The organism is Lysinibacillus sp. FSL R7-0073, assembly GCF_038009065.1.
GTDB classification, from domain to species: domain Bacteria; phylum Bacillota; class Bacilli; order Bacillales_A; family Planococcaceae; genus Lysinibacillus; species Lysinibacillus fusiformis.
This window is the reverse complement of record NZ_JBBPAS010000001.1, coordinates 4,697,968-4,716,919: the sequence shown is the minus strand read 5'-3', so window position 1 is coordinate 4,716,919 and position 18,952 is coordinate 4,697,968. Positions and strand designations below refer to the sequence as shown.

At 36.2% G+C, this 18,952-nt stretch carries 15 protein-coding genes; 7 read left to right on the top strand and 8 right to left on the bottom strand.

Annotation, left to right across the window (positions count from 1 at the left end; genetic code table 11):
• Positions 1–250 precede the first annotated feature (250 nt).
• A complete protein-coding gene (locus tag MKY88_RS23770) occupies positions 251–1,063 on the top strand; it encodes an MBL fold metallo-hydrolase (RefSeq protein ID WP_328201637.1) in 813 nt (270 codons plus the stop codon).
• 83 nt (positions 1,064–1,146) lie between these two features.
• On the opposite strand, the gene MKY88_RS23765 is transcribed toward MKY88_RS23770, so the two are convergent.
• Complete coding sequence (locus tag MKY88_RS23765) at positions 1,147–2,124, bottom strand: tRNA dihydrouridine synthase (protein ID WP_328201634.1); 978 nt, start codon at positions 2,122–2,124, stop codon at positions 1,147–1,149.
• Positions 2,125–2,387: 263 nt separating this feature from the next.
• Between MKY88_RS23765 and MKY88_RS23760 the strand changes: the two genes are divergently transcribed.
• Both MKY88_RS23760 and MKY88_RS23755 read left to right on the top strand, forming a co-directional pair.
• Positions 2,388–4,262, top strand: coding sequence for a leucine-rich repeat domain-containing protein (locus MKY88_RS23760; protein ID WP_340814786.1), 1,875 nt, complete (start codon positions 2,388–2,390; stop codon positions 4,260–4,262).
• Between the two features lie 67 nt (positions 4,263–4,329).
• On the top strand, positions 4,330–4,920 hold the full coding sequence (locus tag MKY88_RS23755; RefSeq protein ID WP_258269746.1) for a hypothetical protein: 591 nt from the start codon (positions 4,330–4,332) through the stop codon (positions 4,918–4,920).
• A gap of 68 nt (positions 4,921–4,988) precedes the next feature.
• On the opposite strand, the gene MKY88_RS23750 is transcribed toward MKY88_RS23755, so the two are convergent.
• Both MKY88_RS23750 and MKY88_RS23745 read right to left on the bottom strand, forming a co-directional pair.
• The gene (locus tag MKY88_RS23750) at positions 4,989–6,629 is read right to left on the bottom strand and encodes a thiamine pyrophosphate-binding protein (RefSeq protein ID WP_328201715.1); all 1,641 of its coding nucleotides are present in this window, start codon (positions 6,627–6,629) and stop codon (positions 4,989–4,991) included.
• Between the two features lie 33 nt (positions 6,630–6,662).
• On the bottom strand, positions 6,663–9,440 hold the full coding sequence (locus MKY88_RS23745) for a bifunctional diguanylate cyclase/phosphodiesterase (protein WP_328201627.1): 2,778 nt from the start codon (positions 9,438–9,440) through the stop codon (positions 6,663–6,665).
• Between the two features lie 709 nt (positions 9,441–10,149).
• Between MKY88_RS23745 and MKY88_RS23740 the strand changes: the two genes are divergently transcribed.
• Complete coding sequence (locus MKY88_RS23740; protein WP_291755792.1) at positions 10,150–10,818, top strand: peptidylprolyl isomerase; 669 nt, start codon at positions 10,150–10,152, stop codon at positions 10,816–10,818.
• Between the two features lie 83 nt (positions 10,819–10,901).
• Here MKY88_RS23740 and MKY88_RS23735 read toward each other — a convergent pair whose 3' ends face one another.
• Positions 10,902–11,231: a BRCT domain-containing protein gene (locus MKY88_RS23735; protein WP_069483145.1), complete on the bottom strand. Its 330-nt coding sequence runs from the start codon at positions 11,229–11,231 to the stop codon at positions 10,902–10,904.
• A gap of 254 nt (positions 11,232–11,485) precedes the next feature.
• Between MKY88_RS23735 and MKY88_RS23730 the strand changes: the two genes are divergently transcribed.
• Complete coding sequence (locus MKY88_RS23730) at positions 11,486–12,913, top strand: histidine kinase N-terminal 7TM domain-containing diguanylate cyclase (protein ID WP_340814785.1); 1,428 nt, start codon at positions 11,486–11,488, stop codon at positions 12,911–12,913.
• Between the two features lie 27 nt (positions 12,914–12,940).
• Here MKY88_RS23730 and gnd read toward each other — a convergent pair whose 3' ends face one another.
• From gnd to MKY88_RS23710, 4 genes are read right to left on the bottom strand one after another with little or no spacing between them, the layout of a single operon-like run.
• Complete coding sequence (gnd, locus tag MKY88_RS23725; RefSeq protein ID WP_340814784.1) at positions 12,941–14,341, bottom strand: decarboxylating NADP(+)-dependent phosphogluconate dehydrogenase; 1,401 nt, start codon at positions 14,339–14,341, stop codon at positions 12,941–12,943.
• Positions 14,342–14,367: 26 nt separating this feature from the next.
• Entirely contained in the window at positions 14,368–15,714 is a 1,347-nt protein-coding gene (locus tag MKY88_RS23720) for a GntP family permease (protein WP_328201612.1), read from the bottom strand.
• 15 nt (positions 15,715–15,729) lie between these two features.
• Positions 15,730–17,271: a gluconokinase gene (gntK, locus tag MKY88_RS23715; RefSeq protein ID WP_193833478.1), complete on the bottom strand. Its 1,542-nt coding sequence runs from the start codon at positions 17,269–17,271 to the stop codon at positions 15,730–15,732.
• On the bottom strand, positions 17,264–17,995 hold the full coding sequence (locus MKY88_RS23710) for a GntR family transcriptional regulator (RefSeq protein ID WP_328201608.1): 732 nt from the start codon (positions 17,993–17,995) through the stop codon (positions 17,264–17,266). The genes gntK and MKY88_RS23710 overlap by 8 nt, the downstream gene beginning before the upstream one ends.
• A 244-nt stretch (positions 17,996–18,239) precedes the next feature.
• Between MKY88_RS23710 and MKY88_RS23705 the strand changes: the two genes are divergently transcribed.
• Both MKY88_RS23705 and MKY88_RS23700 read left to right on the top strand, forming a co-directional pair.
• On the top strand, positions 18,240–18,449 hold the full coding sequence (locus MKY88_RS23705; RefSeq protein WP_328201605.1) for a hypothetical protein: 210 nt from the start codon (positions 18,240–18,242) through the stop codon (positions 18,447–18,449).
• A 176-nt stretch (positions 18,450–18,625) separates the two neighbouring features.
• The gene (locus MKY88_RS23700; protein ID WP_089986434.1) at positions 18,626–18,904 is read left to right on the top strand and encodes a hypothetical protein; all 279 of its coding nucleotides are present in this window, start codon (positions 18,626–18,628) and stop codon (positions 18,902–18,904) included.
• The last annotated feature ends 48 nt before the right edge of the window (positions 18,905–18,952 follow it).

Sequence of the window (18,952 nt, the reverse complement as noted above, 5' to 3'; positions counted from 1 at the left end):
TAAACATCATATCATAAAATATTTTTACAAGAGAAATATTTCTAGGTTGCACGGGGTTATTGGATTTCCACTATCGATAAGGCTACTAGTTTTAATAGCTACATCAAATATGGCTATACGTCATTCCTACTTCCTTACATTTTTTCTTGAAGGAGGAATTTACTAAGTTTGGTCGAAATTTTACATTAAGAAATCTTGTTCAAAATCTGCCGTACTAACTACCTTTAAAAAAGGAAAGGGAAGATTCCTGATGATTCAATTCCAAAACAATACTATTACAGTTTTTCAAAGTGCATTATATATGACTACCTCGGCAATCATTCAAACGAATGAATCAATCATTATGACAGATCCTAATTGGTTACCTAGCGAAATTCAAGAAATTCAAGATTTTATAAATAACATTCAAGGTGACAAACAACTATATATTATTTATACCCATAGTGATTTTGACCATATAATTGGTTCAGGAGCGTTTCCGGAGGCCAAGGTAATTGCCTCTAAACGATTTGATGACAATTTGAATAAAGCAGAAAGCATTCAAAAAATTCATCAATTTGATCAGAAATATTATTTACATAGGAGTTATTCCCCTGTATATCCTACAGTTGATATTGTCGTTTCAGAGGATGGATATACATTAGAGTTAGATTCGATTACGATGACCTTTTATCAAGCCCCTGGCCATACAGATGATGGTTTATTTACAGTGATAGAGCCATACGGGTTATTTCTTTCGGGCGATTACTTGTCTGATGTTGAATTTCCTTTCATCTTTAGCAGCTATAAGGATTATGTGAATACGATGAATAAGGCTGAAAAAATTTTACTTAATCATGCCATAACAACCCATATACCCGGTCACGGAATGACGACCCAAAATCAACAAGAAATTCAAAAAAGAATCGATAGCTCAAAGTATTACTTAACTCAGCTTCCACACGATAAAGGAGAGTTAGAGAATTATTTAAGGAGTGAATATTCATTTTTTGATGGAATGAAAAGCATTCATTCTGACAATAAAGAGATGATCTATAAAGAAAGTTCAGAAGAGAATTTGTAGTCTTCAAAATGCATCGAAATGTATGACAAAGCAACCAAAAAGGAGATTGGCTTGCAATAGCCAGTCTCCTTTATTATGAAAGCTTACTTTGTTAATTCGTTTCCAGTAAACACTGCAAGTAGTTCACGTACTTCATCGGTTGAACTTGCATTTATTAATTGAATTCGTAATTGACTAGCTCCCTTGAAGCCGCGCACATATATTTTAAAGAAACGTTGTAATGCTTTAAATGAACGAGTTTCAAATTCCTTAGAATAATGATCATGAAGATGGAGGTGAAGGTATAGCAAGTTCAGGTATTCCTCTGCACTATGCTCCTTTGGCTCTTGCTCAAAGGCATATGGGTTTGAAAACACGCCTCTCCCAATCATTACTCCATCAATACCGTATTGCTCAGCTAATTTTAAACCTGTTACTCGGTCAGGGATATCTCCGTTGATCGTTAGCAATGTTTCAGGAGCAACTTCATCCCGTAGTTTTTTAATATCTGCAATCAATTCCCAATGTGCGGGGACCTTACTCATTTCTTCTCGTGTACGTAGATGAATAGAAAGATTAGCGATGTTTTGTTTTAAAATATGAGTGAGCCACTCACGCCACTCTGCTACATTTGTAAAGCCAAGTCTTGTTTTTACGCTAACAGGTAAACCACCTGCTTTAGCGGCTTGGATAATCTCTGATGCTAGTTCAGGATGAAGAATTAAGCCGGCTCCTTTACCACGCTCAGCTACATTATCGACTGGGCAACCCATATTAATATCGATCCCTTTAAAGCCCAGCTCTTTCATGCCGATACTCATTTGACGGAAATGTTCAGGGTTGTCTCCCCAAATATGTGCAACAATCGGCTGTTCATCTTCTGTGAAGGCTAAGCGGTTACGCACGCTATCCATGCCGTCTGGATGACAATAGCTTGTCGTATTGGTGAATTCCGTGAAAAATACGTCGGGACGACCTGCCTCGCTAATGACATGACGAAATACAACATCTGTCACATCCTCCATAGGTGCTAAAATGAAAAATGGCCGTGGTAAATCAAGCCAGAAATTATTTTGATTCATTGATGAATATCCTCTCTTTCCAAAATACTACCTTGCAAAAAGATAACATATTTCCTTTATTACTTCACAACTAATAGGCTTAGCCACCTATAAGAAAGTTCAAAGATATTCCTCTTAAAATTAATGGGGATTGAATATAGGTCTCCACAGCATTTTTATTGTCGATCTAGAGGAGGGATACGATTAGTATTTATTAGAAATATTGACATTTATTTTTCAGACCACTAAGCTTAATTGGAAATAGACAGGGAGGGGGATTGCCAGTGGAATTTGTTACATTAAAATGTCCTAATTGTAATGGAAACATTGAATTTAAAGAGGAGCATTCATTCAAATGTCCATTTTGTGATACTGAAATAATGTTAAAAGAAAATAAAGTCTACTTTGTAGATCAAACGATTAATAATTATTATGGTACAACTGCTCCTCATAAAGCGACACTTCCAAAATCGAATTTAAAAGTACTTCTATTTATACCGTTTGTCTTTCTATGTGTATTTTTTGGATATTTGCTTTTAAGCAACAATCAAAAAGAAGAAGGGAATTATGAAGAGACATCTGTACGAACAATACCAGAAAGCGAGGTTTTACTACTCTTTTTAAAAGATATTTTTGAAAAGGGGAATGTAATGCCAAGTAAAGAAGAACTTGCAAGCATCCGTTATTTGGCTGCGTATTTTTCTGAGGATCAATGGCATTTTGATTACAGTCTGGATGATCCGTTTACAAATAAGGAAGCAGAAATTGTGACCTATATTATGAAGGATAAGCTATTAAATACACAAAAAATTGAACAAAAGGACTTCGAGGCATTTACAGGATTGACCGTATTGAAGCTGATGAATGATTATGAAATATCGCAAAGTGAAAATGTAAGCTTTCGACATTTGAAAAACTTAAAAAGCTATACAGGAAGCTTTAATGAATCTTTTAGTAAAATTGCGGAATACTTTAGCGATAAATCTACGGTTTCAGAACTCTCTATCCAAATTCGAAGCAATAATGAGCTTGCTTTATTATTAGAGTTTCCCAATCTCCAATCACTAGAAATATCTTATTTGGCGGAAGAGGTCACAGATTTCCAGCTTCTAAATAAATTGCCGCTAAAATCATTGTCTTTAAAGTTTACCAATGATTTTAAATGGCTGTCTACTTTAACAAATTTAGAATCATTAACGATCGATAATAGTGATGCGACAGATTTTAGCTCTTTTTATTCATTGAATCAATTACAGGAATTGAAGCTTTCATCGGTAAGAAATTTAAAAACACTTGATTTTATACAAAACATGCCTAATCTTCAATCACTTGATCTTGAATATATGAACATTGCTAATTTAGAAAAATTAAGAAATAAGTCGTCTTTAACAAAGCTACGTTTATCTTCTCCAGGTCAATTGGAATTACTTGATATTGTGAACAGTCTAACATCACTCACGGAGTTAACGCTAACGGGTTACTATGGCGACACTTCACCGATAGTAGCGCCCCATTTGAAAAAGGCAGAAATAACAGGCTCTTTTATACCGAAGTTAGAGGCACCTAGTTTAAAAGATTTGACTGTGGATATAAGTGGTTCGGATTCGACATTAAATGGTGCTCAATTACGGAAATACCCAAAGCTCGAACAACTTACAGCGAAGGAGTATGGGATTTTTACAGAGATTAGTTCTTTAAATGACCTACCCAATTTGCAAACACTATATTTAGACGAGACATTTTTTGATGAAGAAACGAGTGAGCTATTCAATTTAAAACATGTAAAAACATTAAATTGTTCTAAATGTAATTTTCAATTTACTAGTGAGCATCCATTAACGAACAATGTGCTGTTGCATTTAACTTTAAATGATGTATCGATGCGAGTAGGTAATGGTGATTGGGTGCATGAGGTTGATAGGGTGATGCCTTTCTTTGCTCGTTTTTCAGCTCTACGTTCATTCACATTACAAGATAGTTCATTACAATCGTTAAGTTTTTTGGAGAGTTGGCAACAAATTGAGGTGCTTCACTTGGAAAACAACGCTATTTCAAATATAGAGCCTTTAGTAAATCTACCGAATTTGAAAAAGCTATATATTTTAGGAAATCCGGTACAAAATCAATCTGCTCTAGACAAGGGAATTATGGTTTATTAACGTCATGTGCAATTTAAAACATTTGAAGTGTGGGTTTTCTTAGAATAGTTTTATGGGAGGGCCGAAGATGAAGAAGGCAGAAATGATGGATCAGCATTTAGAGACGTATGAAGAAAAGATTAGTAGTACGGAGATTTGGCATGTTGTAAATTTAATTTATAAAATTAATTTAGATGAAGCTCCTATTGTAAATAAAGAGATAGAAGGAATTTCTTCATTATCAGGAAGAGAGGCAATAGATTCCTTTCTACAACAGTATGAGGGAAATATAACAGGGACAAAGGCACGGAGTATTCTAAATGAAATGTTTGGTGTTAATTTGGATGCCATTTCCTCACTAGAGGGAGCAAGGCTATCTTTATATTCAAAGGGTCAATGGATTGTTCAACATGAAAAGGATTTATTTGTCGTACATACAGGAGCAGGGGATATAGATGTGAAGGTTTATCCTACAAATTATTTCTTTGAACAAACTGGGCTTAAAGAATTACCAACTAATTTACAGCATAAACTAGCAAGTATCGGATATTACTTCGATGATACAATGGATAGTTACTATTACTCAAATCCCACGAGTGAAGCTGTTTCAGATACTTTTAAAGGAAAAACAATAGGTGCTATACTAGGGGTCATTCAACAATCATTTTCGCATTTATAAATTAAAAAGGTCATATAGAGGGGTTATTCACCCCATCTATATGACCTTTTCATCATTAGCAATAAATTTTACTTTCCAAAAGAGGATAAAAATTTAACTCGATCTCCCATGGGAGGTGTATTATTGTCTGTTAAAACTACTTCCAATACAGCTGGACCATTTAAATTCATCAAGTTATGAAGCATATCTTGGTTAAGGTCTTGCAGCTCTGTTACTTGGAAGCTTGGTATATCCATTGCTGAGGCCATAGCACTAATATTAATCGGATGTTGCTCAAAGGATGGATGCGTACGCTTAAACTGTAAAGCATGTCCATGGTATACCATCCCTAAACGAGCATTATTCATGACAATAAATAAAATGGGTAGATGATATTCTTTTGCTGTTAAAATCTCCATCCCATGCATGAAAAAGCAACCATCTCCTGTAATACATGCAACAGGACGTTCAGGTTCAGCTAACTTTGAACCAATAGCAGATCCAATTCCACTTCCCATAGCTCCAAAATGAACATTTATATTAAATGTATCATAATCTACTACTTTCATATGATGAATGACATAGGACATAAATTCACCAATATCAATAGCGTATCTTGTAGAGGTAGGTAAATATTTTTGAATAGTTAACAATACATTTTTCGTGTTATATTCCCCTGTGTCTGCTTCATAAATCTCTTTATTTTCTGTAACCTCAAACGAAGTTCTTGCTAGACCTTTAGCTCTTAGTTCTTCAATAAGCAATAATAAACTAATATGGATGTCACCTAGCACCGGTAAATCAATGTCATATTTTCGGTTGAACACGGATTGATCAAAGTCCATCTGTATTGAAAAACGATTTTTAGTAAGGTTTAAGTTGTAGTTATTTGTGGCTGTTTCTCCTAAACTTGAACCAACAATGAATAAAACTTGCCCGTCGCCATCAGCTATTAATTGGGAGGCAGCCTCATGGCCAGCAAAGCCGAACACACCAACTAGGAGAGGATGATCCTCTGGAATATAACCTTTAGCTTGTGGTGTTGTAATAATTGGCCAATTTAAAATTTCTGCTAACTCTAATAATTGATCAACAGAGTTTCTTACACCTTGTCCTACCAAAATATAGCCACTTCTTCTTGCTAATAGCTCTTCAGCTACACTTTTAATGGTATCTAGTTCAGGAATAATGGCTGTTCCTTTTGGTGGGGCTGGTATTTCTAGGTTTGGAACGGTTTCATGTTGAACATCTATTGGTATAGCGATATGTACAGGACCTGGCACGCCAGATAGAGCGATTTCTGAGGCTTTTACAATTTCTTTTAGTAAATCCTTCGATTCTTTAACCGTTACGCTATATTTGGTAACTGGTCGGAAGATTGGTTCAGCATCTAACTCTTGAGAGGCATTTAAACCGATCGTGTTAACAGGAACAGCACCGGTTAAAAATAAAACCGGTAAATGCTCCCGCATAGCATTTGCGGCACCTGTTACTAGGTTTGTTCCACCAGGTCCACTACAACCAATACAAACACTTAGATGATTGGCGTATTTTGCGTAAGCCGCAGCCATATAAGATGCTGCTCCTTCATGTTTTGTGACGATAGGTGTTAATTCACTCATATCATTGAATTCATCAAAAAATGCATTGACTGAGCCTGCTGGAATACCAAAAATATATTGCACACCACTATTTTTTAAATACTCTAAGACTGCGCGAGCTGCTTTCATCATCATTTCTCCTTTGCATATTCATTTAGTAGACTAACAGAAATATTTTTTCATAATTTCTCCAGCTTTCATAGGTTTACTGAAGAAATATCCTTGCATGAAATGACAATTTTGTGCCAATAAATAGTCTGCTTGTTCTTTTGTTTCGACTCCTTCAGCAATAACCTCCAATTTCAAATTTTGAGCTAGGGTAATGATTGTATTAGTAATAGCTGCTGCATCATCCGTTAACATTTCTTGTACAAAGGATTTATCAATTTTTAATGTGGAAATCGGCAAATTTTTTAAATAACCTAAAGATGAATAACCGGTACCGAAATCATCAATAGCTAAATTGACCCCAAGTCCCTTCAATTGTGTCATCGTCTTTAATGTTACCTCTGTATTTTTTACAATTAGATTTTCTGTGAGCTCTAGCTGTAAATATTCAGGAGACAAATCTGTTTCATGTAAGACACTTTCAATAATAGAAAATAAATTATTCTGTTCGAACTGATGAACAGATAAATTCACAGACATACTAATTAGAGGGCATCCTTGATTATGCCATTCTTTTAATTGCTTGCATGCTTCCTTAAGAACCCACTCACCTATCGGGACGATTAACCCTGTTTCTTCAGCAAGTGGAATAAACTTATCAGGCGTTATCATGCCATGTTCTCGATGATTCCATCTTAATAAAGCTTCCACACCTTTAATTTTATTTGTTTTATAATTTATTTGTGGCTGATAGAAGATAATCAATTCATCTCGCTCTAAAGCCTTATATAAATCATTTTCAAGTTTGATACTCTCAAAAGTTCTTGTATCCATTCCTTCACTAAAGAAATGGTAGCTAGTACCTGGCGTTTCCTTTGATTTGTACATGGCTGTGTCGGCATTTTTGATTAACGTTTCTGTAGTATCGCCGTTTTCAGGAAATAAACTGATACCAATACTTGTTTTAATATATATTTCATTGTCTATTAAATTAAAAGGTTGAGAGAAAGAAGCATTGATACAATTAATAACTTTTAAAATGTCATTCTCACACTTAATATTAGGTAAGTAGATTGTAAACTCATCTCCACCTTGCCTTGATACAGTTGCATCTTCTGGGACGCAGGCACTTAAACGTTTGGCAACACTTTGAAGTAATAAATCTCCATAACTATGACCTAGCGAATCATTCACCAACTTGAAACGATCTAAATCCAAGTAGAGCACAGCTAATTTTTCACCATTTACTTTCGCATACTTCAGTCCTTGCGTTAGTCTGTCTAATAAAAGAACTCTATTGGGCAAATCCGTTAAACTATCGAAATAGGCGTGGTATTTAATTTTTTCTTCTAATTGCTTTCTTTGCGTTATATCTTTAAATGTAATAACTTCGCCTACGACTTTATCTCCTTCTTTTATTAAAGAAGTGACGTATTCAACGGGGAAGTTGGAATGATCTTTTCTAAAAAAAACTTCGTAGCTGTTAAAATTTGTATTTAAGAAGGGTGAAACAGTAGTGTTGTTCTCTGCTTCACAACCACTCATAATAATTTCAACTGATTGTCCAATCAATTCTCTATCTGTTTCATACCCCAACATGAGCGCACCTGCTGGATTGCAAAATGTAATGTTACGGTCAAGATCTAATCCAAAAATTCCTTCACCTGCCGAGTTGAGAATTAACTCTTTTTCACGGCTAAGTTGCTGCAACTCCGCGACAACACGTTCAAGCTCTTTATTTTTGTCTCTTACTTCCGATGTTCTCTCCTCAATAATAATCTCTTGTTTTTCCATATATAACTGGTTGGATAAGGCAGATGCAGTAGTATCAACAATGGATTGAGCTAACTGTAATTGAGTCTCGGAATAGAAAAAAGGTTTATTTTCAAGATTAACAATAGAAATTTGTCCTAAAATTTCACCCATTGAAATCAAAGGAAACATAACTAAACCATTTATCCCGAAATTACGACAAACTTCATGATTTGGCCTGTCATCCTCAAATACATTTGGAATAAGAATCGCTTTTTTCGTTTCAAAAACTTCCTGCATGACAGGATCATTGCTCTCATCAATTTTTATTTTGTTATGTGTTTTAAGCCAATTCTCTTCGGTCCAATCGCTATCCTTACTCAACTTAGCTGGTTTAATACTTTTTTCTGCTAAAGGATCTAATAAGTGAACACCTATATTTTTATTATCTAAAACCTTTTCTAAGTAGAAAAAGCATTTATCAAGGCTTTCCTGTAGTGAAGAGCACATGGATAAGTCGCGTGTAACATCGAGCAGTAACTGCTTTTCATTTATAAGATGCTCTTTATAAGTTAAGTTGTTTGCGTTTTGAATCGCAACCGCAGCCATATTTACATAGGCCTCAACCGTTTGGATTTCTTCCTCTGTTAAGTTCATTGGAATTCCATAATCAAATAAAAAAACAAGTCCAAATAACTCTTGTTCAAAGGAAATAGGGAGTACTAATAAAGATTTAATATGAAATCCTTCAACGGCTCTAGGGTCAGGGCGATTGTCTCTTGAAGTATCAGGAATATAAATCGTTTTCTTTGTTTCAATTACTTCCTTTGCCAGTAAATCTATTTCAGTCTCAATGACATGCATATTCAATGTCCAACCGTTAATTACTTCTGGTTTTCCTACATATCCTCTGAATGTTCCATCTTCTTGTGGCAAATAAATTCCCACTGAATCACAGTTGACGATTTCTTCAGATATTGCGATTGTTACCTGTTCCAATACTTCACGTAAATCAAGCTTCATGTTTATCATTTTCGTTATATTGGCCAGTCGAGAATATCTCGTTTGTTCTATAGACATGTAAATGAACCCCCAATTTTTTGTCATTGTCCTGTAGAAAAATTGTTAAATTTTTACTTTATTCGTATCGAATGTCTTATTATTTTATTTTACAGTAGTAATAATCAGGTAGGTAAAAAAAAGTAGAAATTAGTTAAAATTTCTTAAGAGTATTATTCGGTTTTAGTCAATACCCTTTTTATGTAGGACTAGAATCCTTTGAATAAAATTAAATACATTCTACAGTGGCGATAATGATCTATTAGGTTTTTACTAGGAATGAAAAGTAAATGTTCATCAAAAAAATGCAAACAACTTGTACGTGAACTTTGTAACATTTTCACGGGAAAATAAAGGGCAGTTCAAAAATGGGTTTGCTCTTCTTTAATGGAAAAATATTAAAATATTATTAATATTTATTTGACCTCCATCTATCTGAATAAATACCCATGCCTTTTTCCAAAGGTTTAAAATTAAATTTACAAACATGGAAATGTATTCAATATAAGAGAGCTTCCTAATTTTATTCTACAGTGCATTAAAAATTCCTCTCTCTAAATGAGCATTCACCTCTTTGTTGGTTAAATATTCTGATTATTTAATGTTATATATCCAAAACGTATTTTAATTTATGAAACAAGAAATCACCCTGACACGATGTGTGATAGATTGTGGTCAACCATGGAATAGCTTTATAATGAATAGATGGTAAATAAGAGGAGTTGAAAAGATGTTCACACGTAACAAAGGTTTTTATGCAATGTTATCATTGCTAGCACTTATTTTCGTATTGACGGGCTGTGGTACAGCGAATGACAGTAAGAAAACAGAGGGAAGTACAACAAAGGAATCAGAAGAAAATTACGCATCCAAGGTGAAAGAAAATCCGATTGTAACAATTACGATGAGCAATGATGAAAAAATTGTCATAGAATTAGAGCCTACTGTAGCACCAAATACTGTAGCTAACTTTGTTTCATTAGTGAAAGAAGGATTTTATGATGGTCTTATATTCCATCGCGTCATTCCTGATTTTATGATTCAAGGTGGAGACCCTTCAGGTAATGGTACAGGTGGACCTGACTATTCAATTGATGGCGAGTTTTCCTCAAACGGTTGGGACAATAGCCTGAAACATGAACGTGGCGTTATTTCAATGGCACGCTCGCAAGATCCAAATTCGGCAGGATCACAATTTTTCATTATGGTAAAAGAAGCGACACATCTTGATGGAGAGTACGCTGCTTTTGGGAAAGTCATTGAAGGTATGGAAACTGTAGATGCAATTGTTGCTGCTGAGCGAGATGCTACAGATAAACCATTAAAAGATCAGCAAATGAAAAAAGTAGAAGTGGACACGAAGGGCTTTGATTACCCGGCACCTAAAGTAAATAAATAATTCCTAAAAATTAATAGACGTTAAAAAGGCTAAATCAATTAGGATTTAGCCTTTTATATTTGCCGATAACCTCGTACATTCCCTTATCCTTCAACTTCCTTTGGTATCGAAATAAGCCATAAAAAATCGTCCTCTATAAGTATTTGAATATCCTGACCAAAGTTCATTAGTTGCTCGGCTTTGCGTTGTTTAGTACTGATGCCACGACGTTTGTCTCCAAGGATGACAAAATCCGTTTGTTGTGTGACGGTGCCTTGTAAAAATCCACCGCAAGCCTTTACTTGTTTGGCTGCTTCTGAACGAGTCATCGTGGAAAGAGCGCCTGTAAACACAATTTGCTTATGATAAAAGGGGTGGGGAAGGCTTTTGGTTGGATCTGAAAAAATGATGTCTAGGCTGTCTTTAGTAGTCATATTGCCCTCCTGAAACTCCTTCGATTTTTGCCTGCTAGTATTGATAAATACATCCACAAAGTTTTGCATGTATGCTACATTAAAATAAAAATTTAAAGAGGTACATAGACATGAATTCGCAATTGGCCGCTTTTATTACTCTTTGCTGTACATCGGGTGTACTAAATTTGTATTTATGTTTATATGTCTTTCTACAACGTTTTAATTATACAAAAATTGCTCAATTGTTTATTAGTTAGACAGCTTTCATAACGGTGTACTGTTTTGCTTCTGCATTTTGCATAATAGCTACATCACTTGAGGCTATAAAGATTTGGACAACTATTCTATATGTCGGTATGGCAACTTCTGCACCATTAGGCTTATTGTTTATCATGCAGTATTTGGGCTTTAAATTATCAAAAAAAAACCTCATTGGAATTCTTGTTATTCCTGCTATTAGTATAGTGTTGGTTGCTACAAATGATATCCATCATTTGCATCATCGAATATTTGAAATTGACCCTGTTTTAGGGGCTCCCTATATTCATCAGGAAATTGGTTTATGGTATATCATTCACGGCATATTCACATTTTCCAGCATGTTGGTAGCATTTTTATTAGTGCTGACCCATTGGAAGGAAGCAACTAAGTCCTATCGACCACAATTAATTGCGTTAATGTGTGGGCAGTTGATTCCCATTATAACAGCATTTGTCTACTTGCTGGGCTTAACACCAAAAGGAATGGATCCAGTTCCAATGGTTTTATGGGCTTCCTCACTGTTGTATTTATGGTCTATACATTCCTCGCGCTTGTTTAGAGTAATGCCGGTCGCTAAAGATGCTATCTTTCATAGTATCAATGATGGCGTTATCGTATTAGATGAAAGTTTTCGATTAATAGAATTTAATCAAGCCTGTAATAAGATGATGCCATCATTAACGAGATCGATGTTCGGCATGGACTTTGCGAAGGTATGGCTTGAGGTAACGGGGCAGTCGATTCCCTTTACATGGGAGAGCGTGGTGAAGGCGCAGGAATTTGAGTTGGAACTTACTAATTGTAAGTATCAAGTGCGTATTACAGCACTACAGCATGTGAATCACGGTAGTGGACTATTACTAATTTTCACCGATATTACGGAGGTGAAAAATATCCAGAAAATGTTAGAAAAACAGGCTTATTATGATGAGCTTACACAAATTTATAATCGCCGTGCATTTTTTCAACAATGTAATCAAGCTTACGTTGAGGCGAAAGGGACTTCATCCTCATTTACAGTGGTGCTAATGGATATTGATCATTTTAAACATGTCAACGATACGTATGGTCATGCAGTGGGTGATCAAGTACTTGTTCATGTCGTTAAGGCTTGTCAGGATGAATTAAAACATGGTGAGCTTTTTGCAAGATATGGCGGTGAGGAATTTGTTCTTGCGTTACGAGGATGCACATCAGTAGAGGGAGAGGCTTTAGCAAATAAGCTTTGTCAGAGTGTAGAGCTAGAACCGCTTAAGACTACAGAGGGAATCATTACAACTACGATTAGCTGTGGGGTAGCTGAAGGGACAAATGGGGAAGATACCTTATATCAACTCTTGAACAAAGCAGATAAAGCACTGTACTCACCAAAACAAGCAGGACGTAATCGAGTACATGTGTATAGAGATTATGAAAAAGCTAAAATATACAATCATTGAACAATGATGTATATTTTAGCTTTTTCCTTACCAATCTGTGTGAAAAACACCTGCTAAATCAGTTCGCTCATACGTATGAGCACCAAAATAATCGCGCTGTGCCTGTAGCAAATTAGCATTAGATGAACCAGTTCGATAACTATCATAATATGTGAGCGATGCACTTAAGCATGGGAATGCATTACCTGCCTGTATACCTTCGCACACAATTTTTCTCAATCCACTTTGATAGTCCTTTATTTTTTCTGCAAAGTAAGGATCGATTAATAGGTTAGCGAGTGTAGGTTGTTTTTCATAAGCATCGCTTATAACATTTAAAAACTCTGCACGTATAATGCAGCCACTACGGAAAATGAGCGCAATATCCTTTAATGGTAAGTTCCAATTATAGAGCTCTGAAGTCATTTTATATTGCGTAAAGCCTTGTGCATAGGCACAGATTTTCCCCATATAGAGGGCTTGTCTGACATATTCTACCCACATTTCTTTATCGAGATTTGGCTGAGTACTGCTTGGACCTGCTAATACTACTTCTGCACGAACTCGTTCTTCTTTTAATGATGAAATATAGCGAGCGAATAAAGCCTCTGTAATAATCGAAGTTGGGATGCCATTATCGATGGATTGCATACTCGTCCATTTGCCAGTTCCTTTTTGACCAGCTTTATCAAGAATCATATCGATCAGAGGTAAGCCTGTGACATCATCTTTTTTGCGTAAAATTTCAGCTGTAATTTCAATTAAATAGCTTTTTAATTCTCCTTGATTCCATGTTTCAAAGATTTCAGCGATCTCCTCAACAGACAATCCAACATTTTTTCTTAAAAATGTATAGGCCTCGGCAATGAGCTGCATATCAGCGTACTCGATGCCATTGTGGACCATTTTGACAAAATGGCCTGCACCTTTAGGCCCCATATACGTGCAGCATGAAGTGCCCTTAAATTGCGCTGCTATTTTCGTAAGAATGGGAGCCGCTTTTTCGTAGACCTCACGATCGCCGCCAGGCATGATAGAAGGACCTGTCAAAGCTCCAACCTCACCACCTGAAATTCCAATGCCTAAATAGCCGATACCTCGAGCCATCAGTCCATCGTATCTACGCTCTGTATCTTGATAGTGAGAGTTACCACCGTCCATAATGACATCACCTGTTTCAAGGAAATGCACTAAGGAGTCAATGACTGAATCAATGGCTTTACCAGCAGTCACCATTAAAAAGATCTTTCTTGGTTTTTCTAAAGATTGCACAAAATCTTCTATTTCATAGTAAGGAGTAAGCGCTTGTCCTTCGACCTTTTGTAGAAGTTTGTCCGTTAGATCGCGTGTATAGTTATAAACTGCTACTTGCTCGCCCTTATTAGCCATGTTTAAGGCGATATTACTGCCCATAACACCTAAACCAATAACGCCTATTGTATTTAACATTTATGCTCGCTCCTTCATGTCCATTTTTAAACAAATAAACTAAGTAATAAAATAAATCCTAGACCAGCTACAGATACAATTGTTTCTAGCAATGTCCATGTAGCAAACGTTTCTTTCATACTTAATCCGAAATATTCTTTAAACATCCAAAATCCAGCATCATTAACATGTGATGCAATTAAGCTTCCCGCACCTGTCGCAAGAACCACCAATGCAAGGTTCACATCATTTTGGCCTAACATAGGGATTACTAGCCCAGCTGTTGTTAAAGCGGCAACAGTAGCTGATCCCAATGAAATACGTAAAATAGCAGCAATAATCCATGCTAATAGAATGGGTGATAAGGTAGTTCCATGGAATAGCTCAGCTACATAATCACCAACGCCCCCATCGATTAATACTTGTTTGAAGGCACCGCCACCACCAATAATCAGCAGCATCATGCCAATATGCGAGATTGCTGTTGTACATGATTCCATTACTTGCTTAATTGGAATTTTTCTTGCTATACCCATCGTATAAACGGCTACTAATAAGGAAATTAACATGGCAGTACCAGCCTCTCCAATGAAGCGGATTCCGGCTAATAAGCTGTTATCTTCGAAACCTATTGTTTTTTGTAGCAGTGTAATTATAGTAGCGATGGACATTAAAATAACTGGTAACAATGCAGTGAAAACGCTGATGCCAAAGCTAGGGGTATCCTCCAACTCAAAAGTTTTTTGCTCTCCTAAAGAGGCAATATTCCCAGTTTTATTGAATGATTCAGGCACTAATCTTTTAGCTATCTTTGTAAATAATGGCCCAGCTAGAATCACAGTTGGAACGGCGATAATAAAACCATAAAGCAATACTTCGCCGATGTTTGCCCCATATTCACCTGCAATCACCGTAGGGCCTGGATGTGGGGGTAAAAATCCATGTGTGACCGATAAAGCGGCTGTCATCGGAATACCTAGATACAAAATAGAAACCTTCAATTGTCTCGAAATAGCGAAAACAATAGGTATTAACAGTACTAGTCCTACCTCAAAGAAAAGGGCGATTCCGATAATAAAGGATGCCACCACCACGGCCCACTGAATATTTTTTTCTCCAAATTTGTTCACCAGGGTCATAGCAATGCGCTGTGCGCCCCCTGAATCGGCTATTAATTTCCCTAGCATTGCGCCAAGTCCAAATATTAACGCCAAGTGACCTAGTGTACCGCCTAATCCTGCCTCAATCGTTTTCACAATACTATCTACAGGTATTCCAAGAACTAAAGCCACACCAAATGAAACAATGATTAAAGAGATAAACGTATTTAATTTAAAGACCATTATTAAAATTAACAGTGCAATAATACCAATACCTACAATAACTAAAGGCATATATTTTCCTCCTTTTTAGTTAGGCTTTATTAAGCTCCTCTGGTATTGAGCAATAGACGCATAATCGTCTGCTAATACCCTTGATAAACGAATGAAAATAGGAAGTAGCTGTCTATATTCTTTAGCTGCCTCTTCTAAAGGTGTATGTTTATAAGTGTCACCAATCATATCAGCAACCACTTCAAAGGAATCAATTTTGCCTATTGCATATAAGCCTAAAATACAAGCACCAAGGCAGGAACTTTCATAGCTTTCAGGTACTACTACCTCTGATTCAAAAATATCAGCCATCATTTGTCGCCAAATCTCTGATCGTGAAAAACCACCTGTTGCTTGAATACGTGTAACGGGACTTTCCATACATTCAAGTAATGCTAGGTATACGGTATACAAATTGTAGATAACCCCTTCAAGAGCAGCTCGTATCATATGCTCCTTTTTATGTGACATGGTTAAACCAAAAAATGAACCACGTACATCTGGATTCCATAAAGGAGCGCGCTCACCTGATAAATATGGATGAAAGAGTAATCCATCAGCGCCAGGTCTTACACGCTCAGCAATTTTCGTTAACACGTCGTACGGATCAATGCCTAATCTTTTAGCCGTTTCAATTTCAGAAGAGGCAAACTCATCACGAATCCAACGAAGGACCATGCCACCATTATTTACGGGGCCACCAATAACCCAATGGTTTTCTGTTAACGCATAACAAAAAATTCTTCCTTTTACATCCGTTTTGGGCTTATTAATAATCGTACGAATGGCACCACTTGTCCCAATTGTAACGGCAATTTCGCCCTCTTTAATGGCGTTAACTCCTAAATTTGAAAGCACACCATCACTTGCACCGATCACAAAAGGTGTTTGTGGATCAATGCCGATTTGCTCAGCTAAAATTGGATGACAGTTGGTGAAATATTTAGTTGTTGGTACGAGTGTTGATAATTGTGCACTTGTAATTCCAGCAACCGTTAATGCTTCTTCATCCCAATCTAAAGTGTGAAGATTCATCATCCCCATAGAGGAGGCTAATGAATAATCCACGACATATTCATTGAAGAACTTTTTAAAAATATATTCTTTAATACCGATAAATTTTTTTGTTTTACTAGCTAGTTCAGGGTGTTCCTTTACAAGCCATGTAATTTTACTTAGTGGGGACATTGGATGAATAGGGGTCCCCGTTCTTTTATAAATCTCATGCCCGTTCCATTCATCCTTAATTTTATGTGCCCACGCCTCACTACGATTATCCGCCCAAGTAATGACAGGAGTTAACGGTCGGTCATTTTCATCTATCGCAATCACACTATGCATGGCGCTACTAAAGGATACAAATAATAATGGTTTGCCCGAATGGACTTTCATAATATTTGAAATTGCTTGCAGTACTGCCTGAAAAATCTCTTCTGGATTTTGCTCCGCCGTAGAAATATCAGGTGTATATAGTGGATACCCGATATTTTCTTGTTGAATAACTTCGCCTTGCTCGCTGAATAATACAGCTTTTGTGCTAGTAGTCCCTATATCCACACCTAACATATAGTTAGTCATCCTGTGACTCAACCCCTTTAGATAGCATTTGCTGTGACCTCCATAGGTCTTCCACAGTCCCTTGAACATCGTCAAAATTGTCATGTAAAGATTTAATCATGAGCTCTCGATCTTTAGCTCGGATAGCATCTATATATAGCTCGTGATTTTTCACAATACGAGTGAAATCATCGTATTTTTCAATAAAGCGCATACGCATGGATAGTAGTATTAATCCTTCCATTACTGGTTTTAAATTATTCCAGATCATCTCGATATAGGAATGTTCAATGGAGCGAATAATAGCTTCATGGAACATAACATCCTGATAAGAAAATTCATCTGCATCATTATATTTTATGGCAACCTTCATCATTTCTAATGTTTTGCTAAGTTCCAGCGCTAGGTTAGTTGTATCCATTTTAATCAGGCGTTCAAACACAAATGTCTCAATCAGTAAACGAACATCATATATTTCTTCAATTTCCTTCTCTGACAAACCAATGACAACAGCGCCCATTTTCTCAAGTCTGATGATGTTCTCAGATGCCAATGTCCTTAATGCTTCACGAATGGGTGAACGACTTACTTCAAAATCGGCTGCTAATTTGTTTTCAGAAAGAATGGTACCGCTTTCAATTAATCCTGAAATAATACGCATTCTAAGCTCATAAGCTACACGATCGCCAGTTGAAGCCTTAGAAAGCCATTTTTGAGGATATAAATAATCATTAGATTCGCTCATAATATCACCTTTTTTATTTTCAGTATACTTGTATACAAGTATTATAGTCAGAAAGAAAATAAGATTGCAAGCGACATAAAAGGAATAACAATGAGACGTCGTGGAAAGAGCCTCCACAATAATGCTTTGTAAAATAAAAATTTACTGTACATGCTTTCTTTTAACATGGACAAACTTTACAGTGAGAAGATTTTAGAACGCATAAATGTTTAAAAGCTTCTCAAATAATTAGTGGAGGATGGTTATGTCAAATATGAATACAAATCGTAAAAATGCAAAAGCAAATGAAACGAGAAGTGCAAGCATAACAAACCAACCTCGACAAAAGCTCCAGGAAGAGTTTGGTTCTGAATTTGAACTTGATACATCTTCAGCACAGGTAAATAATTTAGCTGAAACTAAAGGAAAAACAGGTATCAAACAACCAGTCAGTGAACGGACGGCGTGGCACTAGTTTATATTTGACAACTATTCAACACAACGAGAAGAACTAAGTTAGATGCCTTAGTTCTTCACTTATAGCCTGGGAAATATTGTGTTATTTAATATACTTTCCATACATATTTTCTGAGCATTTCATAATACTACATTTGAACAATGAAAACTTTTTTGGGAAGGGAAGAGAGTAAATTGGCAAAACACTCAGATACAAGTTGGAAGCAGGATCATCCAAGTACATTATTTAGTAACTCGGTGCAAAAGGCGGATCGTATGTTAAAGCATGCGAAATCACACCCTGAGGAAATGGCTATCGAGCATGCCTTTGATCAAATCAAACATGCAGAAAATGCACGTCTCAATGCAGAGCAATACGGTGAACATTTGGATACAGTGCAGCAAAATAAAGAGTATCTAGAGCAGATCAAGCAGCAGCTACATGAAATGAAAGAAAATATGTCTGGACAGTAACAAACAAAAACGGCTTAAGTCCAAGTGGATGGACTTAAGCCGTCTAAC

What these genes read in the sequence shown, in the direction of transcription:
- MKY88_RS23770 (WP_328201637.1), top strand. Translation starts at nt 251, where the DNA reads ATGATTCAATTCCAAAACAATACTATTACAGTTTTTCAAAGTGCATTA.
- MKY88_RS23765 (WP_328201634.1), bottom strand. Translation starts at nt 2,124, where the DNA reads ATGAATCAAAATAATTTCTGGCTTGATTTACCACGGCCATTTTTCATT.
- MKY88_RS23755 (WP_258269746.1), top strand. Translation starts at nt 4,330, where the DNA reads ATGAAGAAGGCAGAAATGATGGATCAGCATTTAGAGACGTATGAAGAA.
- MKY88_RS23750 (WP_328201715.1), bottom strand. Translation starts at nt 6,629, where the DNA reads ATGAAAGCAGCTCGCGCAGTCTTAGAGTATTTAAAAAATAGTGGTGTG.
- MKY88_RS23745 (WP_328201627.1), bottom strand. Translation starts at nt 9,440, where the DNA reads ATGTCTATAGAACAAACGAGATATTCTCGACTGGCCAATATAACGAAA.
- MKY88_RS23740 (WP_291755792.1), top strand. Translation starts at nt 10,150, where the DNA reads ATGTTCACACGTAACAAAGGTTTTTATGCAATGTTATCATTGCTAGCA.
- MKY88_RS23735 (WP_069483145.1), bottom strand. Translation starts at nt 11,231, where the DNA reads ATGACTACTAAAGACAGCCTAGACATCATTTTTTCAGATCCAACCAAA.
- gnd (WP_340814784.1), bottom strand. Translation starts at nt 14,341, where the DNA reads ATGTTAAATACAATAGGCGTTATTGGTTTAGGTGTTATGGGCAGTAAT.
- MKY88_RS23720 (WP_328201612.1), bottom strand. Translation starts at nt 15,714, where the DNA reads ATGCCTTTAGTTATTGTAGGTATTGGTATTATTGCACTGTTAATTTTA.
- gntK (WP_193833478.1), bottom strand. Translation starts at nt 17,271, where the DNA reads ATGACTAACTATATGTTAGGTGTGGATATAGGGACTACTAGCACAAAA.
- MKY88_RS23710 (WP_328201608.1), bottom strand. Translation starts at nt 17,995, where the DNA reads ATGAGCGAATCTAATGATTATTTATATCCTCAAAAATGGCTTTCTAAG.
- MKY88_RS23705 (WP_328201605.1), top strand. Translation starts at nt 18,240, where the DNA reads ATGTCAAATATGAATACAAATCGTAAAAATGCAAAAGCAAATGAAACG.